Genomic DNA, 25,819 nt, shown 5'->3' on the forward strand with positions numbered 1-25,819 from the left:
ACGATTTACTACAAACCATCGCCTGCAGACGCAGAACATAATGAAAAACGTTGAGATTCTATGGGCTGGGATCACTTTGCGCAATTACGCTTAAGTCTCTTAGGTATTGATAGCCTTAAGGATAATCCGGATAAAACGCTGAGGTTGTTGATATGCGTCAACCCTGATGCGGAGGGAATTGGTTACAGTTCCGCACAGCGCTGGCGGATTAGCGGCAGGACTGAACTCAAGGGGCTCGGTGATGTTGCAACGCCATCCGGCGCTCCATCCAGTTTCGACAGGGTGGTCGCCCGCGGGTCATCTCTCCCTCCTCCCGACCCGCGGGCAACTTATCTTTCAGGTTAGGCCTTTAGCGCCACTCGCCAGTCAAAGAGCCAAAGCGGTTACTGCGCCCCAGCCAACTGATTCAGCCGATCGCCCAGCACCTCTGAGCGCTCTTGCAACACATCAAACAACGCCGTTTTTAACACTTCCACAAAACGCGCTCCCGCGTCAGTGCGCGCGAATGCAATGTAACCCTTCATGTCTGCAAGCGGCACATCCCGATAGGTATAGAGATAATTCAGATAAACCTGCTGCCCCACCATGCCGCGCATGGAAAAGCGACGCTCTTCAATGACTCTTTTAAGGTCATGGTACGAAGGCAGCTCAGGACCTTTCACCACCGAAGTAATAGCGGCGGCCATCGCCAGTTGAATAGTGACGGTATTATCCAGCATGGAGTCCGTCGCCAGGGTGGCGCGATCATAGGCGGAAAACAGATGCTCCCGCTCACCGCCTTTGTTTTCCTCACTCAGGCGCTCCATTCTTTTCTGCGCCTCGGCATACTCCTCCGAACTCATGGCGTTGAGTTCCGCCGCCACGATTTTCTGGCCGATGGGCGAGCGATACCACTTCAAGACATGGCGCATTTCCGCTGGCGACAGTTGTTGCTCCAGGCGTCTCTCCACCTGACTTTGCAGGTCGTCCGCCTGATAAGCGCCATCCACCACCCGCTCAAACAGATCCATCAGGTCTTCCGACGCGCCAGTGCGGCGGATATTAGCGCGAATCCCGGTTTTTATCATATCCGGATAGCGCGACAGCAATTCATCCACACCGGTCTGAGCAAGCAAATTTGCGGACAACGAAGCATCCGATTTGACGGCGTAAACAGGAGTGGAAAGTAGAATAGCAGACAGCAGACAGAAAATAGCGCGGAACAACTTCATATGAGTGCATCCCAAAAACAACGACAACAGGAAGACATGGCGAGCGGCATGAATCCGTTCGCCTGTCTTCCAGTATAGTTGTCTAAATTTTCAGCGCTTTGGAAAACCGGCTTATATTACAAAAACCTACAATTCACTAAGATAGTTAACCAGACTTTCCCTTAGAAAGGTTTCGTAACGCCAGATACGGGTGGTCAGTTTCTCAGGCCGGCGATAAAGGTAAATCCAGGCAGTCAGGCGGCCGCCTCCCGGTGTCCTGACTATGGCGTAACGACGCTCATAATCATCGCCTTCATAATGGTCAAGGCGGGCGATGTCATGTTTAGTCAGGCCATGGTAGAGGTGACCGGGACAAATAGCGCTACGATCGCGCCAGAGGCCTGGATAAGCCTTCCCGACGACCTGCAGACATCGATATCCCGGCAGTCTGGCGGCGGAAGCTTCGGGCGCCCATCCTAACAGCCGTTGCATCACATGAGGATGACGCAGCGTGCCATAACAAAAAAGCGGCGTAGACAATGCACAAATCCTGATAACAGTGGTTGAAACCGCGGCCTAAACGCAAAAAACGCAGCCGAAGCTGCGTTTTACCATGAAATGAGTCGCCGAAAAAAGATCAGGATCTCTCAATAAGCTTCTCTGTCTTCTCCAGAGAAGCGTGGCGCACATCCTTGCCTTTCACCATAAAAATTACGTGCTCGCAGATGTTTCTGGCGTGGTCGCCAATGCGCTCCAGCGCGCGCAACACCCACATGACGCTGAGGATACGGGAGATACTGCGCGGATCTTCCATCATGAACGTCACCAGTGAACGCATCGCAGTTTTGTACTCGATATCCACTGACTTGTCTTCTTTCATAACCTCGAAAGCCAGATCCAGATCGAAACGGGCGAAAGCGTCCAGAGCGTCATGCACCATTTTTCCGACATGACTGCCGATATGACGCACTTCCACGTAGCCGCGCGGCGCTTCGCCTTCTTCCAGCAATTGCAGCGCGTTCTTGGCGATTTTCTCCGACTCGTCGCCGATGCGCTCCAGGTCGTTAACCATTTTCGCAATCGCCACCACCAGACGCAGATCGCTCGCCGTCGGCTGACGCTTGGCGATTACCCGGGTGCACTCTTCATCGATGGTTATTTCCAGTTTATCGACGTCATTGTCATTCTGGCGCACCATCTCGGCCAGTTCTGAATCCCCGCGCACCAACGCCTCAACCGCGTCCGCCACCTGCTTTTCCACCAGGCCGCCCATCACCAGAACATGGTTCCGAAGCTCCCGCAAATCCACATTGAACTGTTGAGAAATATGCTGCAAATGAACGTCTGAGTTCGCCATATATGCTTCCTATTACTAATTTCCGCCGGGGAAAACTGTTACCCGTAACGCCCGGTAATATAATCTTCTGTCTGCTTGCAGGACGGATTGGTGAACAGCTGGTTAGTGCTGCCAAACTCAATCAGATCGCCCATGTACATGAAGGCAGTATAGTCCGATACTCGCGCCGCCTGCTGCATATTGTGGGTGACGATAACAATGGTGTAATCGTTTTTCAGTTCGTGGATCAGCTCTTCGATCTTCAGCGTCGATAGCGGGTCAAGAGCCGATGCAGGTTCGTCAAGCAAGAGAACTTCCGGTTTCACCGCTACGGTGCGGGCGATAACCAGACGCTGCTGCTGGCCGCCGGACAAGCCCAGAGCACTGTCATTCAGGCGGTCTTTCACTTCATCCCACAATGCCGCGGACTTGAGCGCCCATTCCACGGTTTCATCCAGAATACGCTTCTTGTTGATACCCTGAATTCTGAGCCCGTAGGCCACGTTCTCATAGATGGTCTTGGGGAATGGGTTCGGCTTCTGGAACACCATGCCTACGCGACGGCGCAACTCCGCCACGTCCACGCCCTTACGGTAGATATCTTCTTTTTCCAGCAGAATCTGCCCGTCAATACGACACCCGTCAACCAGATCATTCATGCGGTTAAAGCAACGCAGCAGGGTGGACTTACCACAACCTGACGGACCGATAAACGCCGTCACCCGCTTTTGCGGAATGCGCATATCAATGCCATGCAACGCTTCTTTCTCGCCGTAGAACAGCTTGAGCTTGTTCACCTCCAGGGCGATCGTCTCATTGTCGATCGACAAATCCTCCATCGAGCGCTCGATCGCACTAATGTCGATACCGTGAGAACGGTGTTTGGATTCGTTGAATGGCTGCTCGTCGTTCACTACGTTCTGATTGGTCATAGTTTCACTCATTATAGTCCTCCCCACCGGCTTCGGGGCGTCATCCGGCTCAGGTTACATCTCAAGGGCTTTGTACTTTTCACGCAGGCGGTTACGAATCGCCACTGCACTCAGGTTAAGCAATGCGATCACCGCCACCAGCAACAGGGCCGTCGCATATACCAGTGGGCGCGCCGCCTCTACGTTCGGGCTTTGGAAGCCAACGTCATAGATATGGAAGCCCAGGTGCATAAATTTTTGATCCAAATGCAGGTAGGGATAATTGCCATCCAAGGGCAACGACGGTGCCAGTTTGACCACCCCTACCAGCATCAAAGGAGCCACTTCCCCGGCGGCGCGCGCAATCGCCAGGATCACGCCAGTCATCATCGCCGGACTGGCCATCGGCAGCACAACCCGCCACAACGTCTCGGCCTTGGTCGCGCCCAGCGCCAGGCTGCCCTCACGAATCGAGCGGGGAATACGCGCCAGGCCTTCTTCGGTAGCGACGATCACCACAGGCAGGGTCAAAATAGCCAGGGTGATGGAGGCCCACAGCAACCCAGGGGCGCCAAAGGTCGGCGACGGCAGCGCTTCTGGAAAGAAGTGCTCGTCAATACCGCTACCAATAAAGTAAATGAAGAAGCCCAGGCCAAACACGCCATACACGATAGAGGGTACGCCCGCCAGGTTATTCACCGCGATGCGGATGATTCGCGTCAAAGCGCCCTGATGCGCATACTCTCTCAGATAAACCGCTGCGATCACACCCAAAGGCGTCACCAGTACGGACATGATGACCACCATCAGCACAGTACCGTAGATAGCGGGGAAAATACCGCCTTCGGTGTTCGCCTCGCGTGGGTCATCACTGATGAACTCCCAGATTTTGGCGAAGTAGAATCCGATTTTATCTCCCAGCCCCATTTGGTTCGGCTGGAATGCGCGCACCACTTTGGACAGAGGGATTTCCAGCTCTTTACCGTTCATCGCACGCGCCACCAGAGCGTCGCGTTTGATTTCCTGATACAGCTCGTTCAGATCCTTTTGCAGCACTTCATAGGTGGCGTGCTGTTCAGCGCGCTCGGCTTCAATCTCCGCCATGGCTTCCGGCGTCTTGCGGCCATCCAGCTCAAGACGACGTTCCTTCAGACGCAGACGCTCCAGCGTGTAGTTCACCTTACCGATCTGCTGCTTCTCAATGTCATAGATACGGTCATGCAGCGACAAGGCGCGATCGATGCGGGACTGTAACTCATCCCAGGCGCCAGAGCCTGAGGCCACTACCGAACCGTCTTCTTTGACGGACACCAGATAGCCGTAAAAATTACCCCATTCGCGACGCTCCAGCGTCATCAACTCTTTGGGGTAGCGCACGTCACGCATGCGGTCCGCCAGCACCCAGCGGAAGTCGGAGCCAAGCACATCACGATTGCCGGTCTTGATCAGATCACGGCGCATATAATCTACGCCCGGCGGCACCTGCACACCCGCGGCGTGCAATTGCTCCGCCGGCACTTCTTCTGTTTCGACGATCTCACCAATCAACAGCGTGGTTTTATCGTTCTCGCCCAGATAATCGGTTTCCATCAGGCTGTGAGGCCAAAAGTGGGCCAAGCCGCGCACGCCAATCAGCAACAGCAGACCGAACACCATCACCAGACTGATTGATACAGCGCCGGCGTTAATCCAGATCCAGGGATCGCCTTTGTTAAACCAGGTTTTCAGTGAAACGCGCATTCTGTTCTCTCGATTCTCTCAGATTTCTTTACTGCCCATCGGACTTCCGCATGACTCAGCGCGATCTTAGATCACGCTGTACTTGGCCCGCAGACGCTGGCGCACGAATTCAGCCACGGTGTTCACCAGGAAGGTGAACAGGAACAACACGAACGCCGCCAGGAACAAGATCCGGAAGTGGGAGCTGCCAACTTCGGACTCCGGCATTTCCACCGCAATGTTAGCGGCCAGCGTACGCATGCCCTCAAAGATATTCATATCCATAATCGGCGTATTGCCTGTCGCCATCAGTACGATCATGGTCTCACCGACAGCACGCCCCAGACCGATCATCAGCGCGGAGAAAATACCGGGGCTGGCGGTCGGCAACACTACGCGAATCATGGTTTGCCAAGGCGTAGCGCCCAGCGCCAGAGATCCGTAGGTCAAATGCTTCGGCACGCTGAACACGGCGTCTTCGGTGATGGAGAAAATGGTTGGGATCACCGCAAAGCCCATCGCCGCGCCTACCACAAGCGCGTTGCGCTGGTCATAATCCAAACCAATGGTTTCTTTCAGCCAGTGCGGCATATTGCCGTCGAACAGAGCCACTTCTACCGCGGGGCTGATAGCAAAACTGAGCCAACCGATGAAGCAGATAACCGGCAGCAACAACAACGGCTCCCAACCTTCCGGCACCATCAGGCGCACGGACTGCGGCATATTGGCCCATGCGAAACTGAACACAAGAATCGCGATCGGGGTCAGCACCAGCAGCGTGAATACGCCTGGCATGTGAGACTCCATGAACGGAGCGAAAAACAAGCCTGCCAGGAAACCAAGGATAACCGTCGGCAACGCTTCCATCAGCTCAATCGCTGGCTTCACTTTCCGACGCAGGGTCGGCGACATGAAATGAGCAGTGTACAAGGCGCCGCAGATCGCCAGCGGAATTGCGATCAACATGGCGTAAAACGCCGCTTTGATCGTGCCGAACACCAGAGGCGTCAGGCTGTATTTGGGTTCAAAGTCATTACTGGCGGCGGAGGACTGCCAGACGTAGTCAGGCTCAGAGTAGCCTTCATACCAGACTTTGCTCCATAGCGCAGACCAGGACACATCCGGGTGTTCGTTGTCGATACTCCAGAAATGCAGACGATCATCCTGCGACTGCAACAACATGAAGTTGGCTCTGGGCGCAACCGTCATATGCTTGACGTCGCCATCGACGATCTGCTCTTGCAGCAGATTGCGTTCGGCAGTGGTGTTAAAAATCGCCGCTTCGCCCTGAGCGGTAGCGACCAGAAAGCCTTTGCGTCTTGGCTCCACCGCGATCTTGGCGATAGCCGCCTTACCTGCCTGGAAGCTGCGCACATGCTGCAGGTGATACTGGTTTTCTTTGTCGCGTACAGGGAACCACTGACGAATTTCGCCACGGTTGTTAGCGATCAACAAAGAATAGCCGCCCAGCAGAAAGCTCATGTCAGTGATCTGGGAGCCTGACGCGACAGCGTCAACGCGAGCGATCAAATCCGGCGACTGCTTGTTGGAGATGTCGTACATATCCAGCTTGCCGCTCTTAGTCGCGACATACAGCCAACGGGTGTCTGGGCTGATCTGAATGGAAACGATATCGCCATTCACTGAAGGCATGGTGACGGAGGATTCCTCCAGCGTCACATCGCCAGTCAGAAAGTTCGCTTCCTTTTCGTAAAAGCTGGCGAACAGCTTGTTCGACTCATTGGAGCCGACGACCAGCAGATAATCATTATTGTCACGCACCGCCACATGGGTCAGCGCCGCTCCAGATGGATCGAGCGCCATAGGAGATTCGCCATAGGGAAACTCCAGCGATGGCGTGATTACCCGAACATTGTTGGGCCAAGTGATGTTATAGGTGTGTTTGAAAATAACGACGCTGCCGTCACTCACGCCGGCTACCACAGTGTTGGAGCCCGGCGCGCCTTCGTTGACGCCAGTCAAGGACGCACTATCAGGAATAGGCAGACGGGTAGCGGAATCGACGGAGCCGTCTTTCAAATTGAAGAAAGTAACATTGCCATTATCGTCCAGACGCAGCCCCTTCTCGGCCTGCTCTTCCATGCCCAGCAGCAGGATAGCCCCCTTCTCGCCGGGAGCGTCATAACTGGCGACGGCGTCTACGGACGCAGATTCAAAGATCGGCGCCACTTCATACAGTAAGTAAAAGAAGATCAGGGTGACTGCAACAATGACGCTCACACCGCCAGCGGCGATAAACCCCTTCGCCATTTTGTCTTTCAGGGTTCTGATATTGCGGTGGCGCTTGAGCTGGGGGGTATTGAAGTCTATCTCCGGGGCTTTGACAGATACCGCCTCATTCATAGTGAAATCCCAATATTAAAAGATGCGCAAACGATAGCGGCATAATGTGACAGTTATGTTACAACCCTGTCACATTTGTCGCTGGCGGAGTCTTCATTAAAGCAGAGGGATTTTAAGCTTCTGTGACAGCTTGTCAGGGCGTGAGCCCAGTTGCCGCCGATCGTCATCGTAGCCTGCGCTTAACGCGCAGTTTAAGGGAACAAAGAGAGGGAGCGTTAGCGGGGACGAAGCCATTTCGCCCCCGCGTATTACTGCTGATAACAGCGGATTACCGTTACAACAGGTTGGAAAAGTCGCCGATACGTTCTTGTAACAATGCGTTGATATCCACCAACCCATTCAGCTCGCTGTCCAACCCGCCAACTTTCTCGCTGACGATTTCATTCAGCTTCGCCTGAACTTTGCCGGAAAGCTTTTTCTTCTCCTCATCGATCAGCCCTTTCACGCTTTGCGACAGGATTTTATCCAGGCTGGAAGTGATCTTCACTTGTGGGTCCTGCAATGCGCCGGAGGCCAGCATATTCACATCGAACTGAGAGATATTCTTCAATGCGTTCAGCAACGCTTTCTTCAACGGAGCGCTCTCACCCTCCAACAGATTAGCCAGTTGCACTTCCAGGAACTTGGCGTCGACATTCATCGCCAGTTTGCCGTCCGTGATATCCGCCTTGCCTGCAATAGCGGCGATGGCTTTGCTCAAGGTCACAGGGAAATCTTCTTTATCAGAGAAAACAAGATCGGTGACAGGCAGATCTTTCAGGTCAAAAGAGAAGGAATCTTTGGCGATCGCGGTGACATGATCAAGAACGCCTTTGAAGTCCATTTTCCCGACGCCCTGCGCCTGACTTTGCAACGCCAGTTGCGCAGGCTTGCCCCATACGTCGGCGCGATCCGTCAAGTTGTTAAACTTACCGGAGAACGGCACATCCTGCTGCGGAATCGGCAATTTACCGCTGATGCTCAGCGTCTTCACCAGGAACCGTGGCAAGCCATCGCTGTAGTCGGTTGTGTCAGGCTCGGGAGCGGATTTCTGCGCTTCTTCGCCAGAGCCATTGATGTAGGGCTGCAAGCGACCGTACCACATATAGGCGTTATTCGCCCATTTCGCCACTTCATCGCCGAACAAGGCTTTCGCCAGCCCTTCCCAGGCGCCTGGATTCAAACCAGCCAGCTCCATCACACGCTTCATATCTTCCTGCGGCGCGGCTTTTACTTTGGCCAGATCCGCTTTCAACTGAGCGACTTCTTTTTCCAGGTCAGACTTGGCGTCGCGGATTTTCTGCAAGTCCTTCTTGGCGTCGCTCTGCAAATCTTTCACCTTGGCGACCGCCTGCAGTCTTTCCAGAGGATTTTTCGCCTCTTTCAACGCCTTGATGCGCTGCTTATAGCTTTCCAGGGTTTCTTTGTTCGGCAGACCATCGATGCGCTCTTTCCAGGCTTTCTTGCGCGCAGCCAAAGACGCTTCCATCTCTTTGGCCATGGATACGGTCTTGAGGTCCACTCTGGCCAGCAGTTCATTCGGGTCTGGAATATCAATGGCCGGCAGTTTCATATCTTCTTTGAACTGATCAACCAACGACGGCTCCTGGCTGGGCGGCGGCGTTAATCCTGGCACAGCGCCGGTAACCGAGCGCGCAGTATTAAAGCGCATGCCTTCCAGCGCGGCGGTCTCCACAATCACTTTGGACTTCAGCAGAGGTTCCCAGTCCAGATTAGCGTCGATCAGTTCCGCCTCAAACGCGTTGGTCATCGGCGCCTGAGGATTGGTCACCTTCAAACCATAAATTGAGGCGCCAAGGGGAAAGAATCGGACATCCACCGAATCGACTTCAACCTTGGCCTTAACCGCTTTGGTTCCTTCTTCTTCAATCGCGAACTTGGCGATGATATCTATAAAAAAGAGAGCGGCTATGACTATTACGATCAACAGAACGAATACATAGCCAACAAACTTAAGTACGCGCATGGCTTTTCCTTATGTTTTCTTTGGCGAAAGAGTTACCCCGATAACCGCATAAGATAGCAGCGCGGATGTGAAATGTGTATTGCGGGATGGCGGGGATTATGCGTAGAACCAAAGCAGGTAAGTGCGCTTCACAAAAGAAAAAACCGCCTGCATGAGGCGGTTTTTTTCGACCTTTAGGCTTTGTCTGTAAGAAAGTCTTACAGTGACAGCTCTTTCAGGTACTTGCTGGTGACGGAAGCAGGCAGCGGCACATAGCCGTCTTTCACAACCACTTCCTGACCTTGCTTGGACATGATCATCTTAACGAATTCGCCAACGATAGGATCCAGGTCTTTGTTTGGCGCCTTGTTAACATATACGTACAGGAAGCGGGACAGTGGGTATTCGCCAGTGATCGCAGTTGCAGGTGAAGCTTCTACGAACTTGTCGCCTTCTTTCTTGGCCAGAGGAACCAAACGTACGCTGGCGGTTTTGTAGCCGATGCCAGAGTAGCCGATGCCGTTAACAGACTCGGAAACGCCTTGTACAACAGAAGCGGAGCCAGGTTGCTCGTTCACGTTGTTTTTGTAGTCGCCTTTACACAGCGCGTGCTCTTTGAAGTAACCGTAAGTACCGGATACAGAGTTACGACCGAACAACTGGATAGAGCGGTTCGCCATGGAGCCAGTCAGACCCAGATCGCCCCAGGTAGTAATGTCTTTGCTGTAACCGCACTTGCGAGTAGAGGAGAACACAGCGTCGATTTGCGCCATGGTCATGCCTTTAATGGGGTTGTCTTTGTGTACGAACACCGCCAAGGCGTCGATCGCAACAGGGATAGCGGTTGGCTTGTAACCGAATTTCTTCTCAAAGGCTTCCAGCTCTTTGTCTTTCATCTTGCGGCTCATTGGGCCCAGGTTGGAAGTGCCTTCGGTCAATGCAGGCGGAGCAGTGGAAGAGCCAGCGGCCTGAATCTGAATATTGACGTTTGGATAGTTGCGCTTGAACTCTTCAGCCCACAGTGTCATCAAGTTGGCCAGAGTATCGGAACCTACGCTGGATAGATTGCCGGAAACACCACTTGCTTTGCTGTAATCAGTCAGCTTGGGATCCAGATCCGCGGAAGCTGCGCCTGCCCAGAATGAAGCAGCTACAACTGTGGCTGCCGCAAAAAATTTTTTTAATTGCATAGGGATGAACTCCTGGTTTTGTAACGACGTATCCGATAGGTTCGTCGGATTGATCGCCACTATAGGATTCGAATATGACAGGGATGTTACAAAATGACGCGTTGTGACATTCAGATTGCAACGTGATTTCACCCAAGGCTCATCGCATTCCCCTTTCACTCAGGTTAAACTTAGCGGTTGAATTTCCGCCCCGGTTAAGGAAACAAGAGACTGCTTCACATTAGGGATTTTTCGGGCGTCGTATGCATAGATATGTCAGAAGTAAGAGCTGTGGACATGAAGGGCTGCTGACTCGGTCGCCACACCGATAGCCCCATCTAACAACAAGAAGGAAAATCCATAATGACTAACGGCCTCACTGCTGTTGTGAGACTCATTGACGCATTCACCGAGAAAACCGGCGCAATCATCGCCTGGCTCAATATCGGAATGGTGGTCGGAACTGTCGCCGTCGTCCTGCTCCGATACGTCTTCAACAATAGTTCCATCGCCCTGCAGGAATCCGTGCTCTACATGCACGGCTTCGTATTCATGATTGCTTCCGCCTACACCCTGAAACACGACGAGCATGTCAGGGTGGATATTCTTTATCAACGATTTTCCGTACGCGGCAAAGCAGTGGTGAACCTGCTGGGAACCTTGTTGCTGCTCTTCCCTCTGATTATTTATATCGGCATTGAAAGCTGGCCTTACATTGCGCAAAGCTGGCGCATTCGCGAGGTGTCCGCCGAAGCGGCCGGCCTGCCTGCGGTCTTTATTCTCAAGTCACTCATTCTGGCGCTGGTTTTTGTGCTTGGCGCGCAGGGCATTGCAGAGGTTCTGCGCAACCTCTGCCTGATCATCGACCCCAGCCATTCCCGCGGACAAGAGGAGCAAGACTGAGATGGAGTATATGTCGCTGTTCATGTTCGCTGCGGTGTGTCTGGTACTGCTCTGCGGTTATCCTGTCGCGTTCTCGCTCGCCGGCACCGCCCTCGCCTTTGCGGGCATTGGCGCCATGGCGGGTGTTTTTGACAACAGTTTCCTGCTGGCCACTCCCAGCCGTTTGTATGGCTTGATGAATAACCAGACCCTGTTGGCGGTTCCCTTATTTGTGTTCATGGGCTGCATGCTGCAGAAGTCAAAGATCGCAGAGAACCTGCTGGAAAGTATGGCGATGCTGTTCCGCAATATTCCTGGCGGTCTGGGTATTTCTGTGGCGATCGTCGGCATGTTGCTGGCGGCCAGTACCGGCATCGTCGGCGCCACCGTAGTGACGATGGGTTTGATCTCCCTGCCCACCATGCTGAAGAGCAACTACAGTAAAGCGGTAGCTACGGGCACAATCTGCGCCACAGGCACCCTGGGCCAGATCATTCCCCCGTCAATCGCCCTGGTATTGCTGGGCGACGTGCTATCCAGCGCCTATCAGCAAGCCCAGCGTGACATGGGCATCTTCAACCCGGACACCGTATCCGTAGGCGACCTGTTCGTGGGAGCGCTGATTCCCGGTCTTGTACTGGTTCTGCTGTACATCATTTATCTATTTGTACTGGCGCTGGTTAAACCCGACCTGTTGCCTGCGGGCGAAAAGCTGAGCAAGCAGGAAATGCACTCCCGCGAACTCTCCTTGTTGCGCGACCTGACGCCGCCATTGGCGCTGATCATCGCCGTTCTGGGATCAATTCTGTCCGGAATCGCCACGCCAACGGAAGCCGCAGGCGTCGGCGCATTTGGCGCCATTATCCTGGCGATCTACAAACGCCAGATCTCAATTTCCGTACTAAGAGATGTTTGCCAGCAAACCACCCGCGTCACCTGCATGGTGTTCATGATTTTGATAGGCGCCACCATCTTCTCACTGGTGTTCCGCGCCTATGGCGGCGATGAGCTGATCAAAGATATCTTTGCATCCATGCCCGGCGGCGTGTTCATGGCGGTGCTGGTAGTGATGCTGGTTATTTTCCTGTTGGGCTTTATTCTCGACTTCATCGAGATCACCTTCGTCGTGGTGCCCATTGTCGGCCCGGTATTACTGGCGATGGGCGTAGACCCCATCTGGCTGGGTATCATGATTGGCTTGAATTTGCAAACGTCGTTCCTGACCCCGCCCTTCGGGTTTTCGCTGTTTTATTTACGCGGGGTCGCCCCAAGCCATGTGAAAACGACGGACATTTATATGGGCGTGGCCCCATTTATCGCAATCCAGGTATTAATGCTTTGTCTGCTGGCGGCCTGGCCGTCACTGGCGACCTGGTTGCCGGAGGTGGTTTACGGGCCCTGACCGCCTCCTTAGTTCAGGCGCCTCGGCTACGGCGGAGAAACGTCGCGACAGCGCCTAAACTTGCAGATATCGGATTTTCATAAATACAAGAGAACTGTCATGAAAGCTTCTAGTAGCTCAGCACCCAACGGAGAACTGGCGCTTCGCGTCATCGCTCTCGATAAGGACACCAACTCCAACGGCGATATTTACGCCGGCTGGTTGATGTCGCAGATGGACCTGGCCGCCGCCAGCATGGCTGGCCGTATCGCCAAAGGCCGTACTGCGACAGTATCCGTGAAACAACTGGATTTTCTATCTCCGGTTAGAGTCGGCGCGGAAGTCAGTTGTTATGCGCGCATGGTTAATATCGGCACCAGCTCCATGCACATCGAAGTGGAAGTTTGGACTCGCGACAACCACCAGAATACTCCCCGCAAGGTGACTGAAGGCGTGTTTGTACTGGTTGCGATTGACGACTCCGGACGCATTCGCGCGGTGCCTGCCGGAGAGTGAGCCAAACCATGGCGCAAGGCATAAAAAAACCGCAGTCTGAGCTGCGGTTTTTTTTGGGTCAGTCGATCGTCTTAGGATCTGGCGTTGATATAGGCTTTTTCTGAGATCTCGTGGTATTTCCACACATTGCTGCGGAACTTCTCATAAGACTCATATACCTTCTTCACTGCGGGATCTTTCTCCGCAATCTCCTGAATCGTCTGACGGGAGATGTCTTGTAACTCCTTCAACACGTCGTCAGGAAAACGTCTGACATCCACACCGTGGTTGTTAACCAATTCGTTCAACGCCGCATTGTTACGCGCCGTGTACTCATCCAGCATGTCCTGGTTGATCATACGCGCAGCCACCTCAACGATGGCTTGCAGATCTTTCGGCAAAGCCTCAAACGCTTTCTTGTTGAAGGTAAACTCCAAGGAAGTGCCGGGTTCGTGCCAACCTGGGTAGTAGTAGTATTTAGCCGCTTTATGCAGACCGAACGCCAGATCATTGTACGGGCCCACCCATTCGGTGGCGTCGATAGCGCCGGTTTGCAAAGCAGTGAAGATTTCGCCGCCAGGCAACTGCACAGGCGTGCCTCCCGCCCGCTGCAACACTTCGCCACCCAGGCCAGGGATACGCATCTTGAGACCTTTCAGGTCATCCAGAGAGTTGATCTCTTTGTTGAACCAGCCTCCCATCTGTACGCCGGTGTTGCCGCCAAGCATAGGAATGACGCCGAACGGTTCATACAATTCACGCCATAACTCCAGACCGCCGCCATAGCTGATCCAGGAATTGATTTCCTGGGCGTTCAGACCAAAAGGAACGGTGGAGAAGAACTGTGCGGCGGGAATTTTGCCTTTCCAGTAGTAGGATGCAGCGTGGCCTGCTTCCGCAGTACCCTGAGAGACCGCGTCAAACACTTCCAACGCGGGAACCAGTTCACCGGCGCCGTAGACTTTGACCTTGAGGCGGCCATCGCTCATGCGTTCGACTTCTTTAGCGAAGCGTTCTGGGGCCTCGCCCAGTCCCGGGAAGTTTTTCGGCCAGGAAGTTACCAGCTTCCATTGGATGGTTTGCTTGGGCGCCTGCTGGGCAACCGGGGCCGCCGCTTCTTTCTCGGCGGAGCATCCGCCCAACAGCATTCCCAACATGCCCGCGCCCATCAGGGAAAACAGATAGCGTCTTTTCATTCGATTGCGTCTCCTTTTTGTCTTTATTCTTATGCGATCTCGGCGCCTTGCGCAGCCAAGCATCCAGCGCCAGTCGCCAAGCCTTCTAAACAGGCGGATAAAACCTGCTTAGATGAGCCGACGAGAAGGCTGCGTTCCGCAGTATAACTCGATTATCCGGCAAAAGGACACTGGCGAAGCGCACGCAAAATCTAACGGATCACTTAACAGTCAGGCCGCTCAAATCACTTCCAGTTTGGCGTATGAAAGCACCAGCCATTTACTGCCCTGATCGTCGAAGTTCACCTGAATCCGGGAATGCGGACCACTGCCTTCATAGTTCAGCACCACGCCTTCGCCAAACTTTTCATGTCGCACCCGCTGCCCAAGGGAAATACCCGACTGCTGTGCGGATTCGCCAATAGCCCCATGCGCCGGCCCACGATCCCAAAACATAGGTTTGCTCACGACGGAGCGCAAACGCACTTCACGTAATAATTCATTGGGAATTTCGCGGACAAAGCGAGAGATAGAGTGGTATTTATCCTGACCGTACAAGCGGCGGCTTTCCGCGAAAGTAAGCACCAGCTTTTCCATGGCGCGCGTGATGCCGACGTAGCACAATCGACGCTCTTCTTCCAAGCGACCCGCCTCTTCCAGCGCCATTGAGTGAGGAAACAGTTCTTCCTCCATGCCTGTCAGGAACACCAAAGGAAACTCCAAACCTTTAGCGGAGTGCAGCGTCATAAGCTGCACTGCATCTTGATCCGCATCCGCCTGCCGTTCGCCCGCATCCAGCGCCGCCTGGGTCAGGAACTCCGCCAGTGGCGATTCATTGTCGAGCGTTTCGTACTCAGCAACCGCATTCACCAGCTCCAGCAGGTTTTCCTTGCGCGCTTCCGCCTTATCTCCCTTTTCATTGGCGTGATGCTCCAATATGCCGCTGACCTCCAGCATATGCTTGGTCAGATCCTGCAAGCTGTTGTCTTTGGCAAACTCGCGCAGATTTTCGACTATTTCAATAAAGTGCTTCAGCCCAGCACCCGCCTTGCCTTTAAGCAAGCCTGCGCCAACCGCCGCCACCGTGGTCTGCCACAACGACCCTCGGCGCTCGCGAGCCGCGTCGCGCAATGTCTCCAATGACTTGGCGCCAACGCCCCGAGGAGGAACATTGACCACCCGCTCAAAGGCGGCGTCATCGTGAGAGAAGTGCGCCAAGCGCAAATACGCCACGGCGTTTTTAACTTCCAAGCGATCATAGAAGCGCAAACCGCCATAAATCCGATAAGGCACGCTGTGGCGAATCAGCGCTTCTTCCAATACCCGTGACTGCACGTTGGAACGGTACAGCAGCGCCACTTCCGAACGGGAACGCCCCTGATTCACCCAGGACTGCACGGACTCGACGATATAGTTGGCTTCATCCTGCTCGTTAAACGCGGCGTACACATCAATCGCCTCGCCTTCGCCCTGATCCGTCCAGAGCTGCTTGCCAAGGCGACTCGGATTGTGGGCAATGACATGGTTGGCGGCCCGCAAAATGGTCTGTGTCGAGCGGTAGTTTTGTTCCAGACGCACCAACGCCGCTTCGCCGAAGTCATTCTGGAAACGCTGGATATTCTCAATCTTGGCGCCACGCCAGCCGTAAATGGACTGGTCATCGTCTCCAACTACTGTCATAGGGACGCGGTCCCCCGCCAACACGCGCAGCCATGCATATTGAATGGTGTTGGTATCCTGAAACTCATCAACCAGTATATGTTGGAAGCGCTGCTGATAGTGCTGTAACAGATCCGGCTTTTGCAGCCAGATTTCATGAGAGCGCAGCAGTAACTCGCCAAAATCCACCAGTCCGCTTTGCCGACAATATTCGTCGTAACGCTGGTATATCTTGTTCATGGTCTGCCGCCAGGCGTCGCTACCCGGCTCAATGTTTTCCGGTCGCAGCCCTTCGTCTTTCTGGCTGTTGATAAAATATTGCGCCTGGCGCGCAGGCCACTTGGACTCATCCAGTCCCAGCTCGCGAATCACTCGCTTCAGCATGCGCTGCTGGTCATCGGAGTCTATGACCTGAAAATTTTCCGGCAGTCCGGCTTCCCGCCAGTGGGCGCGCAGCAGTCGATGCGCCAGACTGTGAAAGGTGCCAAGCCACATGCCGCGAGTAGGAATATGCAACAGCGACTCCACCCGCTCGCGCATTTCCCGCGCCGCCTTATTGGTGAACGTCACCGCCATTATTGCGTGAGCGCCAATACGCTCGACTTGAATCAACCATGCCATGCGGTGCACAAGAACGCGGGTTTTGCCGCTACCGGCGCCTGCCAGAACCAGCAGGTTGCGGGCGCTGGCGGTAACCGCCTCACGTTGAGCATCGTTAAGCGGGTCCAATACCGCCGTTACGTCCATTGCTGAGACTTACCTCTCTTTGTTTGAAGGGCTTTGTTGTTAACGGCTTTCCGCGTATGACATGTCAGGAAAATTAACCGCAGACCAATCTCCGATTTTATTCGAAGTGCTTGTGCGCGAGTTCACTATCGGGTTAAATGGGACAACGAACAAAAAATAACAAAATGTTACATACAGTAAGCACACTGAACCGCTAAACCGGAGTCGCCGCTTTGCATATTTGCGGCGATTAATACTGGATAATTTTACAGCCTATTACAACATTGCATCGCTGCTTTCCAGGTTCGCCAACCGTCAAAAGCAGATATGACGGGTTTGTTTGTGCGGCGGGATTCCAGTGAAATCGGACAATTATACTAACATGCACCCCGGGACAAACGATATTCAAGCAAGCAGTTTAAAGCTGATGTCGACCATGGCGCGCCCTAAACCTCTCATGGTGCGTCGGGAGCAACTCATAAAGCTGGGGCGTCGCAGTCGCCACGCCGCCGCATTGCTTTTTTTAATCACCATGGGGTTCGTCGCCACCGCTTTTCCCCATCAGGCCATAGAGCCTCTGATCTGCCTCACTGCGCTGGGAGCTTTCTGCGCAGTCCTGCTCGTCGCCTTCGGCTCACAGGCTCAGGCGCAATTACAGAATGAAAGCGCCAACCTGCCTCGCAACGTCGCCAACCTCAGCAGGCTTTATGTATTACTCAGCGCCATAATCGCCACCGTGTTGGGGCCGATAACCGCATACGTCATCATGGATCTCCCCGCTTCCTGGCTGGACAGCGCCACTATCGCCCAGTTCGTCGGCGCGGGTCTTCTATCCTTTTTCCTTGGCGTCTGGCGCACCCCGTTTATTGTTCTCAGCGCGATGCCTCTTCTGTGGCTTGCAGTGCTGTTAAACGGTAGACAACCCCTGCCTCAAGAGTTACTGACCAACGCCGCCATTCTCAGCGTCTTTCTCTATCCGCTCGCCGCGCTATGGTACCTCGCCTCAAGTCGCTACCTTAATCAGAATCTGCAGATGCAAGGCTTGATCGCCTATCTGGATAACGCCCGCTCCGCGTCAGAACAGCTTAATCAGCAGCTCGCCCATGAAATAACCTACCGAGAAGAGATTGAACAGGAGTTGCGGGAAACGCAAAAGGAACTGGAAGGCGCAATCTGCGAGCGCACCCACGAACTGTCCGAAGCCAACCGTATTCTGAGTCAGCAAATCAAACTACGGAAAAATATCAGCGATGCGCTGATGAAAAGCCAGACCCGTTTATCGCAAGCCATTGAAGCCACCGGGCTGGCCTTGTGGGATTGGGATATTCCGAGAAACTCCCTTTATCAATCATTCTTTCACGACGCCTTTGGTCCTCGTGAAATGTCGGCGACCGCTTTCGTCGAGCGCATGCATGGACTGATACACCCTGACGATCGCCCACGCATAAGAAAAGAAATGATGCTGTGCCTGAAAGGTTTGAGTAACACTTATCGGGTGCAGTATCGCGTCATCACCGCCAAAGACGCCTGGATCTGGGTTGAGGATTGCGGCAAACCAGTCAGCTTCGACAAGCTTGGCCGCATTACCCGCATGATTGGGTCACGCAGAGATATCAGCAAAGAGAAAAGTCGCGATGAGCAGTTACTTCTCGCCAAGTCAGTGTTTGACCATACTCCCCAGGGCGTCTTCGCATTGGATACGGAGTTCCGCTTCCTCACCGTCAACAATGCATTCAGCCAGATTACAGGGTATGAAACAGAAGAAGTGATCGGTAGCAGTCTTGAGGATTTCAGCCAGGCGCCCAACAAGCGACAAGTATTCAGCCGAATCCGCGACGAGCTGTCTCTGCGAGGCCGTTGGCAAGGCGAGTTATATGAAAAGCGCAAGTCCGGCGAATTCTATTGTCAGTGGCTGCAGATTACTTCGATCATCAATACAGAAGGCGCCACCACCCATTACGCAGGCCTGTTTTCCGACCTGACTGAGCGTAAACAGGCGGACGAGAAGCTCCACTATCTGCTGAACTATGACGAATTGACCGGGCTGGCGAATCGCATGCTGTTCCGCGAGCGACTGGATAAAATTCTCCGCAAAGTGCGGGAGCAAGGACTCAGCATTAATATGCTGCTGCTGAATGTTGACCGCTTTCGGCAGGTGAACGAAAGCCTGGGTCAGGACCGAGGAGATGAGCTGTTAAAGCAGGTTGCTACACGCATTTCACAAACCGCATCCCACGCCCACACCCTGGCGCGCCTCGGCAGCGATGAGTTTGCAATTCTCACTCCGGCGAAAAGCCGCTCCCAGATGAGCCGTTTCTGTGAACAACTGCTGGACGAACTGAAAGCGCCCTTCAATATCGATGGACATGAGTTTTACGTTTCAACCTCAATAGGCGTCACTCAGGCCCCAGACAACGGCTGGGAAATCCAAACCCTGATGCAGCAAGCCAATATGGCGGTGCGGCAGGCCAAATACCTCGGCGGTAACACCTATGAGTTTTACAGTCGCATGTTGCGCAGCATGTCGCGCATGCGCCTGGAAGTAGAGACTGAATTACGCCGAGCGATACAAAATCAACAGATGGAAGTCTTCTTCCAGCCCAAGTTATCGCTGGATAGCGGTCGCATTACCGGAGTGGAGGCGCTGGCGCGATGGCGGCACCCTCAGAGGGGACTGATCGGTCCCAGCGACTTCGTGCCCATGGCGGAGGAAAGCGGTCTGATCACCGAGCTGGGAGAGCAGATGCTCGGCGCCGCCTGCGCTCAGGCCGCCGCCTGGAGCCGGGAGGGGCTGGATAATATACAGGTATCCGTCAATCTTTCCGCACATCAGTTACGTCAGAGCAATTTACCGCAACTGGTGCGCAAAGTCCTGCAGGACACCGACCTTCCCCCGCATCTGCTGGATCTGGAGCTGACGGAAAGCACGCTGATGGAAAACATGGGCCGCACCCAGTTTATGCTCTCCCGTCTTAGAGAGATGGGCGTGCGCATCACCGTGGACGATTTCGGGACAGGCTATTCCTCTCTCTCCTACCTCAAGCGATTTCCACTAAACGCTTTGAAAATAGACCGCATGTTCATTAAAGACGCGCATCAAAACGCCGATGACGCCGCCATCACCCGCGCCGTCATCATGCTGGGTAAAAGCCTGAATCTTGAAGTCATCGCTGAAGGCGTGGAGCACGAAGGGCATTTGGAGTTCTTGCGAGAAAGCGGCTGTCATACTGTGCAGGGATACCTCATCGCCGAGCCACTGGGGGCCGAGCAGATGGCGAACCTGTTGCGAGAGCAATGCACTGGTTCTCCAGCACTGCAAAACCCAACGCCGGTCACTCAATAACATCTAGCGACTTTTGGTCAGTGTAATCCTGCTCCGCTTTTGTCTATTCTTAAAGCAGTTCTTCAATCCCGCCCCGAAAGCGGATTCATGGGCTTACCCTGCCTACTGATTCCACAGGGCTGATAGACACACCAAGGTAGTTGGATGGGACGCCCCCACGATATATTGAATTGGCTTCGACAAAACCGGGATTCGCTGCGCAAGAGCGAACAGAAAGTGGCGGAATGTGTGCTGCGCAACCCCAACGATGTCATTCACATGCGCATCGTTGATCTGGCGACAGAGGCCGGCGTCAGCGAGCCGACTATAGTGCGCTTCTGTCGCACCATCAGTTTTGACAGCTTCCAAAGCCTGAAAGTGAGCCTTGCCCAGCAGCTTGCAAGTATACAAAGGCAAACGCCGTTTCCAATAAACTCTGGAGGTAGTCTGCAGCAGACTGGCGCCAAGATATTCAGCGACGTGCAGTCGTCATTGCAGCAGGTCTTCAATCAACTGGCCTGGGAGCGGATTGAGCAGGTATGCGCCTGGATTTCCGAATCCTCCCGCTTATACTTTTTCGGCTATGGCGCATCCGCAGCCGTGGCGGCGGATGCGCAACAAAAGTTCTTTCGCTTAAAGTTGAACTCACAGGCCTGCCCCGATCCAGATATGCAAATGCTGATCGCCGGTCTGGTGGAAGAGAACGACGTTATCGTCGCTATCTCTCACAGCGGACGCACTAACAACCTGATTCAGTCCTGCATGCGTGCGCGAGCCTCCGGCGCAAGGGTTGTCGCCATCAGTCCGCCTCAGTCGGCGTTGGCTAATATCGCCAATCTAAATATCGGCGTCGCAGTGGACGAAGACACTGACGCCTTCACTCCTTTGGCTTCACGCCTTGCCCATTTAATGGTTCTGGATACCATCGCCACCAATCTGTTTCAAAAACTTGATAAGCGTCATGCGCAAAAACTCAACCAGGCTAAAAAGAATCTAAGCTCGTTGCGGCTCTCACCTAATTAATTGTATTATCGGTGAAATAATATACAGCATAAGACCGACGCTCCTCAGTCGGCTGGACAAGGCATCGCACCAACGCAGGAACGGATTGATAACACGCGTTATCAAGCAGTAAGCCGGTTGTCATTCCAGTGTAAAAAATAACAACTACAGTGAATCGTCACTAGGCTAAGGGGAAAGCCATGCAAAATATGAATCAACCTTCCGATTCCGTCGCCAGTACAATTCTTGACGTTTTTTACGAGTCCGAAACTCAAGAGAGGAAAAGCAAAGAAAAGCAAGCCTCAAAGCGACGTCTTCAAGCCCGCAGGGCGATAGAAGACTATCTGGAAAACAAGCGGTTGCGTGAGGCTACCGAAGATTACTATCTTTCTAAATAAACGCATTTCATAGCGTTCTTCGCGTGCGTTCCCACTTCCTCCCGGACGCACGCGCGTCCTCCGCTTAACCAAGCGGTCGCTGGATATTTCGTCAAAATAAACCAGACTTGTTGATGCCGGTGAGCGGCTGAAGCAGACATGGGGACATCCAGGGAGCATGACGATGGAAACGCTGCAATTGCGGGATATTTCAGAAACCGCACTCCTGCCTCTTTGGGCCAGGGCGATGGAAACTTTGCGCCCCGACGCCATCATTCACGACGACAAGGCTCTGGAGATGTACCAGCGCCTCAATTATGACTTCAAACGCTTCAGCAACGCCTGGCTGTCACAGTTAGCCATCGCCATCCGCACAGATCTCATTGACAAACTGGTGACGGATTTCATCAACGCCCACCCTCATGCAGTCATCATTAATCTTGGGGCTGGCTTCGACAGCCGCTACCTGCGCGTGGACAACGGTCAGATTCAATGGTTCGACCTCGACCTCCCCAACGTCATCGCCGCTCGTCGCCTGTTTTTCAGCGATTCTGATCGTTACCACATGCTGGAGCAGTCACTGTTCGACGTATCCTGGCTGGAGCATGCCGCCGGTGAGTCTGACAATTGCCTGATTTTGGCGGAAGGCGTGCTGATGTACTTCACAGAACAACGCATCAAACAGTTTTTCAATGACCTTGCCGAACGTATCCCTCACGCTCGCATGCTTTTCGAGATGCTGCCTCATGGAGCCCTGGGGCAAGCTCATTTACATGAGGCCATTGGGTGGATGAACGCGGCCTTTCAATGGACACTGCATAATATCCGTCGCCTGGAAAGTTGGAACTCCCACATCAAAGTCAAACAGGAATGGTGCATTCTCGACTACCACTGGGAACGCTGGGGAGCGTTAAGCTTGCTCGCCTGGTCTCCCTGGCATCGTTACCTGTTTGGCGAAAAGCTGGCGTTACTTGAGTTTGATTGAGCATCCGCTCGATAAGTACAGCCAGCGTCTATACTAAAAACAATCGCCTCCACATCGCGGCGTAGTCGCACAAGGGGATGTCCGTATTCAACAGGAGCCCGATATGTCATGAAGCCAATTACCTGCCCACAGTTTGTTGAGTTGGAAAAAGACCTGATTGACGAGTTTGTCGCCTGCTTTCAGGAAAACGTCGAAGAGATCGAACACACGATTCAAACCCTGGAGCATCAGGTTAATCCTGATTTGATCAACGAGCTGTTCCGCAGCATGCACTCCCTCAAAGGCAACTGCAGAATGGTCTTTCTGGACGCCATGGTGGACGTTATCCACGAGCTGGAGGAAATCGTTTCCGACATGCGCAAAGGAGAGCTGCCTTATCAGCCTATGTTCGGCGTTTTCTTTATGAGCATCATTGGCTATGTCGAAACCCTGGTTGGGCAGTTGGCGAGCGACCACACTGCAGACGGAGATCTACAGGAGTCCCTGCTTAACGTCATCGCCAAAGTGCGTAACGCCTCCCCTGGAAACGTAATCGCCGTCATCAACGAAGGTCTGGATGAGTTGTTGTCCGGCCCCAAGGACGCAGGAGAAGCGCCCCGCCCCGAAGCGGCTATGCCGAGCTACTTCGCCCCCGGCAAAGACTCTGATCAGCAGTTATTTCGCTTCCTGGCGCGCCAGCTGGATCAACTCAGCATCTACCGAAAGGATCGCACGCAAAAGGAACTGGAGCTGTGTACAGCCATCAACGAAGAGTTGGGCGGTCCGATAAACGAAGAACAACTCAGCGCCGCAGTGCTGCTGCACGATTTAGGCATGGCTTTTGTGCCAGTTGGGCTGGCCCACAAACATGAAGAACAGCTGTCCCGCGAAGAGCAGAAAATCATGGCCGCTCACGTCGCCACCAGTTCGCAAATTCTGCACCGCTTTGGCGGCTGGGAAGACGCAGCGCAGATTGTTCTGCATCATCATGAGCATTATGACGGTAGCGGATATCCATTCGGAGTGAGCGGTAAAGACATCCCTATGGGCTCCAAAGTGCTGGCGATATGCGACGCATTCTTCGAAATAACCAGCGAACGTGAAGATCGCTCGTACAAGAAGTCTCTGTTTGAGGCCGTGCGCTACGTTAACAGCTATAACGGCTCACTGTTTGATCCCGATTGCGTTGAAGCATTCAACATGGCGGTAAGAAAGCTCTATATCGCCAAGGAAAGTTAGGACAACAGCCCAACGACAACACATAAAAAAACCGCGTATGGCGTCGCCTACGCGGTTTTTCTTTAAGAGCGGAAGATCAATGATCCCCGCTTTATTACATAAGGCTTATTAAGCAGCCTGCTTGCGACGACGCAAACCAACCGCCGCCAGACCAAGGCCCATCAGAGCCAGAGCGCCAGGCTCAGGTACTGAGAAAGGAACTTTGCCTTCGATAGTATCGTTGCCGCAGGTCATACCCCAATGGAAAGCAATCTCATCACCTTTAACCAGATCAGTACCAGCAATATCAAAGGTGAAAGAAACCTTACCGTTTACAGTGTCTACCAACCAAGAGCCAGAACCAACAGAAGTTACGTTAGAGCTGCCAGTTTTGACAGCAACTTCCTGGCCATGGCGATAGTTGGCATAAGTGCCATTAATGAAGTTATTAGACAAATATGCGTTATCACGGTTTGCAGCTCCGTTCAGTTCGTACAGAGCGCCATCGCCGCCTACCGTGCTCCAACGGTCATCCAAGCTAAAGCCGTAGGTCCACTTAGTGCCTGTGCTATGTCTATCTTCCAGGTAACCGGTATCGGCATCCCCATTGGGCGTCCAGGAAGAAGACAAGAACAAATCGCCAAACGCGATGCCTTTTTTCTGACTCAGTGCTGTATCAGTGACGTAGTTATTAAAAACACCAACATGGTTAACAAAGTTAGTGTAAACGTCTACCGTCAGTAAAGTTCCAGCTACACTCACGTCAATTCCCTTTACATCGAATTTCGAGGCGTCGCCGATAACATCGCCATATCCATGATCTTTGCCTACATACTCATCGTTAATTTGGTATGCAAACGCGGAGACAGAGGAACCCAAAGCTACTACTGCAGCCAGTACTTTGAAAGTTTTCATAGACAACTACTACCCGATAATTGGTTTATTGATTTGTAAGCCAGAAGGCCCGTACAAAATTAGTGACAGAATATATGCATTTTCGGGGCCAACATTAATAATCTATTGTTATTAAAAGGATATGCATAAAAACTCAGCTCTTGGCGCTTAGCTTTTAAGTTAATGATGTAAATTTAACCGACATTCTAACCGGCCAAGTGTCAGCTTCGTCAGCGCCATATGGCGATAAACTCTTAAAAAGAGATCGCCAGAAGAGGTGGTGTTACTTGTTTTGATCTATTTTTAGATAAGGAGAGACTGCACGCCCAGCATCGGCATTCGTAAAGTAAGAGCTATCGCAGAAAGACAGCAGCTCAGAGTGGAAGCAATTTACAATGCCAAGCAACGAGCGAAAGCCATGTCAGATTTCGATGCGCTCTTAGCAATATCAGGTACGGTCCTCGTCGTTGCCGGACTTATTTTGTTTATTGCGGAAAAGGTAATACATCACAATCATCAGGGCCGGCTCCCACCAGATATTTTATACCCCGCCCTCATGCTTACTGTTGCGGGCGTCGGTGTAACGCTGGTTCCAACGCTACAGCCCGAATTAACTGAACTTGAGCAATTACCGCCTCCCGGCGCGGGATCGGTTTATGATACAGGCATGGTTGTTCGCGGCAGCCCGACACTATTCACCGACTCACTTGTTCAAGCTCCAGAGAATAGTTCTTCAAGGCGAGAAGGCGCTCATGCCGGCACATTCGATCTGCTGTCTTACAGCGTTAATGGAATACCCCAACAGCTCAACGGTTCAATGGATATTCGCCCAACTGCAGAGGATACGTATGAGTGGATCGCTGATATTGAGTCTTACACCGACTTTGGCTTGCCCGTTATTTATTACTACACGGGCCAACTCTACCAGGAAAACGGCGCTTGGTGTCTGCTGATCACATCCAGTAATGACCTGTCTTGGGAAAAAGGCTTTTCGGTTCCTGCACAGGTTGATATGCGTAGTGACTATTTAAGTATGAGTTATGACTACAATGGCGTGAACGTGCTTGCTGAGTGGAGCTCGGAATAGCGC

The 25,819-nt window shown here is 53.2% G+C and carries 20 protein-coding genes; 9 read left to right on the forward strand and 11 right to left on the reverse strand.

Annotation, left to right across the window (positions count from 1 at the left end):
• Window positions 1-383: 383 nt before the first annotated feature.
• The 8 genes from KP814_RS25235 to KP814_RS25270 all read right to left on the reverse strand — a co-directional run bounded on the left by KP814_RS25235 (window position 384) and on the right by KP814_RS25270 (window position 10,655).
• Complete coding sequence (locus tag KP814_RS25235) at window positions 384-1,211, reverse strand: DUF2059 domain-containing protein (RefSeq protein ID WP_216739380.1); 828 nt, start codon at window positions 1,209-1,211, stop codon at window positions 384-386.
• Between the two features lie 126 nt (window positions 1,212-1,337).
• Complete coding sequence (locus KP814_RS25240) at window positions 1,338-1,730, reverse strand: gamma-glutamylcyclotransferase family protein (RefSeq protein WP_216739381.1); 393 nt, start codon at window positions 1,728-1,730, stop codon at window positions 1,338-1,340.
• Between the two features lie 97 nt (window positions 1,731-1,827).
• Entirely contained in the window at window positions 1,828-2,547 is a 720-nt protein-coding gene (gene phoU, locus KP814_RS25245) for a phosphate signaling complex protein PhoU (protein ID WP_127968322.1), read from the reverse strand.
• Window positions 2,548-2,585: 38 nt separating this feature from the next.
• Window positions 2,586-3,458 carry a phosphate ABC transporter ATP-binding protein PstB gene (gene pstB, locus KP814_RS25250; protein WP_371824093.1) on the reverse strand — a complete coding sequence of 291 codons (873 nt, stop codon included), beginning with the start codon at window positions 3,456-3,458 and terminating at the stop codon, window positions 2,586-2,588.
• A gap of 54 nt (window positions 3,459-3,512) precedes the next feature.
• Window positions 3,513-5,177, reverse strand: a complete 1,665-nt coding sequence (pstA, locus tag KP814_RS25255) for a phosphate ABC transporter permease PstA (RefSeq protein ID WP_216739383.1) — start codon at window positions 5,175-5,177, stop codon at window positions 3,513-3,515.
• Window positions 5,178-5,243: 66 nt separating this feature from the next.
• On the reverse strand, window positions 5,244-7,520 hold the full coding sequence (locus KP814_RS25260; protein ID WP_216739384.1) for an ABC transporter permease subunit: 2,277 nt from the start codon (window positions 7,518-7,520) through the stop codon (window positions 5,244-5,246).
• Window positions 7,521-7,794: 274 nt separating this feature from the next.
• Window positions 7,795-9,486, reverse strand: a complete 1,692-nt coding sequence (locus KP814_RS25265) for a TIGR03545 family protein (protein WP_216739385.1) — start codon at window positions 9,484-9,486, stop codon at window positions 7,795-7,797.
• Window positions 9,487-9,683: 197 nt separating this feature from the next.
• Window positions 9,684-10,655 (reverse strand): PstS family phosphate ABC transporter substrate-binding protein, encoded by a 972-nt coding sequence (locus tag KP814_RS25270; RefSeq protein WP_127968318.1) that lies wholly within the window; start codon window positions 10,653-10,655, stop codon window positions 9,684-9,686.
• 342 nt (window positions 10,656-10,997) lie between these two features.
• On the opposite strand from KP814_RS25270, the gene KP814_RS25275 reads away from it, so the two are divergent.
• The 3 genes from KP814_RS25275 (at window position 10,998) to KP814_RS25285 (ending at window position 13,413) form a co-directional block, all read left to right on the forward strand.
• Window positions 10,998-11,537, forward strand: coding sequence for a TRAP transporter small permease subunit (locus KP814_RS25275; RefSeq protein WP_216739386.1), 540 nt, complete (start codon window positions 10,998-11,000; stop codon window positions 11,535-11,537).
• 1 nt (window position 11,538) lies between these two features.
• Window positions 11,539-12,918, forward strand: coding sequence for a TRAP transporter large permease subunit (locus tag KP814_RS25280; RefSeq protein WP_216739387.1), 1,380 nt, complete (start codon window positions 11,539-11,541; stop codon window positions 12,916-12,918).
• Window positions 12,919-13,017: 99 nt separating this feature from the next.
• Window positions 13,018-13,413 (forward strand): acyl-CoA thioesterase, encoded by a 396-nt coding sequence (locus KP814_RS25285; protein ID WP_011394720.1) that lies wholly within the window; start codon window positions 13,018-13,020, stop codon window positions 13,411-13,413.
• A 71-nt stretch (window positions 13,414-13,484) separates the two neighbouring features.
• Here the strand turns inward: KP814_RS25285 and KP814_RS25290 are convergent, their stop codons facing one another.
• Both KP814_RS25290 and uvrD read right to left on the reverse strand, forming a co-directional pair.
• Window positions 13,485-14,588, reverse strand: a complete 1,104-nt coding sequence (locus KP814_RS25290) for a TRAP transporter substrate-binding protein (RefSeq protein WP_216739388.1) — start codon at window positions 14,586-14,588, stop codon at window positions 13,485-13,487.
• Between the two features lie 219 nt (window positions 14,589-14,807).
• On the reverse strand, window positions 14,808-16,973 hold the full coding sequence (uvrD, locus tag KP814_RS25295) for a DNA helicase II (protein WP_216739389.1): 2,166 nt from the start codon (window positions 16,971-16,973) through the stop codon (window positions 14,808-14,810).
• A 406-nt stretch (window positions 16,974-17,379) separates the two neighbouring features.
• On the opposite strand from uvrD, the gene KP814_RS25300 reads away from it, so the two are divergent.
• From KP814_RS25300 to KP814_RS25320, 5 genes are all read left to right on the forward strand, one after another.
• Complete coding sequence (locus tag KP814_RS25300) at window positions 17,380-20,295, forward strand: EAL domain-containing protein (RefSeq protein ID WP_253938630.1); 2,916 nt, start codon at window positions 17,380-17,382, stop codon at window positions 20,293-20,295.
• 144 nt (window positions 20,296-20,439) lie between these two features.
• On the forward strand, window positions 20,440-21,297 hold the full coding sequence (locus KP814_RS25305) for a MurR/RpiR family transcriptional regulator (RefSeq protein WP_216739391.1): 858 nt from the start codon (window positions 20,440-20,442) through the stop codon (window positions 21,295-21,297).
• A gap of 179 nt (window positions 21,298-21,476) precedes the next feature.
• The gene (locus tag KP814_RS25310) at window positions 21,477-21,674 is read left to right on the forward strand and encodes a PA3496 family putative envelope integrity protein (RefSeq protein WP_127968310.1); all 198 of its coding nucleotides are present in this window, start codon (window positions 21,477-21,479) and stop codon (window positions 21,672-21,674) included.
• Window positions 21,675-21,837: 163 nt separating this feature from the next.
• On the forward strand, window positions 21,838-22,638 hold the full coding sequence (locus KP814_RS25315; protein WP_216739392.1) for a class I SAM-dependent methyltransferase: 801 nt from the start codon (window positions 21,838-21,840) through the stop codon (window positions 22,636-22,638).
• Window positions 22,639-22,746: 108 nt separating this feature from the next.
• Window positions 22,747-23,856 carry an HD domain-containing phosphohydrolase gene (locus tag KP814_RS25320; protein ID WP_216739393.1) on the forward strand — a complete coding sequence of 370 codons (1,110 nt, stop codon included), beginning with the start codon at window positions 22,747-22,749 and terminating at the stop codon, window positions 23,854-23,856.
• A 108-nt stretch (window positions 23,857-23,964) separates the two neighbouring features.
• On the opposite strand, the gene KP814_RS25325 is transcribed toward KP814_RS25320, so the two are convergent.
• The gene (locus KP814_RS25325) at window positions 23,965-24,750 is read right to left on the reverse strand and encodes a PEP-CTERM sorting domain-containing protein (protein WP_216739394.1); all 786 of its coding nucleotides are present in this window, start codon (window positions 24,748-24,750) and stop codon (window positions 23,965-23,967) included.
• Window positions 24,751-25,108: 358 nt separating this feature from the next.
• On the opposite strand from KP814_RS25325, the gene KP814_RS25330 reads away from it, so the two are divergent.
• Window positions 25,109-25,816 carry a hypothetical protein gene (locus tag KP814_RS25330; protein ID WP_216739395.1) on the forward strand — a complete coding sequence of 236 codons (708 nt, stop codon included), beginning with the start codon at window positions 25,109-25,111 and terminating at the stop codon, window positions 25,814-25,816.
• The last annotated feature ends 3 nt before the right edge of the window (window positions 25,817-25,819 follow it).

It is taken from the genome of Hahella sp. HN01 (assembly GCF_018986435.1).
Taxonomy (GTDB): Bacteria; Pseudomonadota; Gammaproteobacteria; order Pseudomonadales; family Oleiphilaceae; genus Hahella.

Coding starts and splice junctions, on each gene's coding strand:
- KP814_RS25300 (WP_253938630.1), top strand. CDS start 17,380: ATGTCGACCATGGCGCGCCCTAAACCTCTCATGGTGCGTCGGGAGCAA.
- phoU (WP_127968322.1), bottom strand. CDS start 2,547: ATGGCGAACTCAGACGTTCATTTGCAGCATATTTCTCAACAGTTCAAT.
- KP814_RS25285 (WP_011394720.1), top strand. CDS start 13,018: ATGAAAGCTTCTAGTAGCTCAGCACCCAACGGAGAACTGGCGCTTCGC.
- KP814_RS25270 (WP_127968318.1), bottom strand. CDS start 10,655: ATGCAATTAAAAAAATTTTTTGCGGCAGCCACAGTTGTAGCTGCTTCA.
- KP814_RS25320 (WP_216739393.1), top strand. CDS start 22,747: ATGAAGCCAATTACCTGCCCACAGTTTGTTGAGTTGGAAAAAGACCTG.
- KP814_RS25310 (WP_127968310.1), top strand. CDS start 21,477: ATGCAAAATATGAATCAACCTTCCGATTCCGTCGCCAGTACAATTCTT.
- uvrD (WP_216739389.1), bottom strand. CDS start 16,973: ATGGACGTAACGGCGGTATTGGACCCGCTTAACGATGCTCAACGTGAG.
- KP814_RS25325 (WP_216739394.1), bottom strand. CDS start 24,750: ATGAAAACTTTCAAAGTACTGGCTGCAGTAGTAGCTTTGGGTTCCTCT.
- KP814_RS25290 (WP_216739388.1), bottom strand. CDS start 14,588: ATGAAAAGACGCTATCTGTTTTCCCTGATGGGCGCGGGCATGTTGGGA.
- pstA (WP_216739383.1), bottom strand. CDS start 5,177: ATGCGCGTTTCACTGAAAACCTGGTTTAACAAAGGCGATCCCTGGATC.
- KP814_RS25305 (WP_216739391.1), top strand. CDS start 20,440: ATGGGACGCCCCCACGATATATTGAATTGGCTTCGACAAAACCGGGAT.
- pstB (WP_371824093.1), bottom strand. CDS start 3,458: ATGACCAATCAGAACGTAGTGAACGACGAGCAGCCATTCAACGAATCC.
- KP814_RS25275 (WP_216739386.1), top strand. CDS start 10,998: ATGACTAACGGCCTCACTGCTGTTGTGAGACTCATTGACGCATTCACC.
- KP814_RS25315 (WP_216739392.1), top strand. CDS start 21,838: ATGGAAACGCTGCAATTGCGGGATATTTCAGAAACCGCACTCCTGCCT.
- KP814_RS25280 (WP_216739387.1), top strand. CDS start 11,539: ATGGAGTATATGTCGCTGTTCATGTTCGCTGCGGTGTGTCTGGTACTG.
- KP814_RS25235 (WP_216739380.1), bottom strand. CDS start 1,211: ATGAAGTTGTTCCGCGCTATTTTCTGTCTGCTGTCTGCTATTCTACTT.
- KP814_RS25260 (WP_216739384.1), bottom strand. CDS start 7,520: ATGAATGAGGCGGTATCTGTCAAAGCCCCGGAGATAGACTTCAATACC.
- KP814_RS25265 (WP_216739385.1), bottom strand. CDS start 9,486: ATGCGCGTACTTAAGTTTGTTGGCTATGTATTCGTTCTGTTGATCGTA.